A 351-nucleotide genomic window follows, 5' to 3' on the forward strand; every position below is an offset into this window, starting at 1 on the left:
ATGAAGGAAGACCCTATGGGAAACGGGCAATTAAAACCGGGATATAATCTGCAAATCGGAACCGAAAATCAGTTTATGCTCGATTTTGGTCTCTACCCTAATCCTACAGACACCCTTACATTGATTCCTTTTGAAAATTCGTTTCATGAACGTTATAACCGTTTCCCATTGGAAGAAGTTGCCGATTCCGGTTATGGTTCGGAAGAGAACTATCGCTTTATGGAAGAAAACGGAATAGAGGCATATGTCAAGTACAATTTCTTTCATAAGGAGCAAAGAGCAGACAAATATGTGACAAATCCTTTCAAACAGGAAAACCTGTATTATAACAAGGAGAAAGATTATTATGTC

The 351-nt window shown here is 38.2% G+C and carries 1 pseudogene; it reads left to right on the forward strand.

Going from position 1 to position 351, the window contains the following annotated elements:
- Positions 1-351, forward strand: a pseudogene (locus D4A39_RS19560) (IS5/IS1182 family transposase); the annotation flags it as partial.

Source organism: Alcanivorax profundi (genome assembly GCF_003597125.1).
In the GTDB taxonomy this organism is placed as follows: Bacteria; Pseudomonadota; Gammaproteobacteria; order Pseudomonadales; family Alcanivoracaceae; genus Alcanivorax; species Alcanivorax profundi.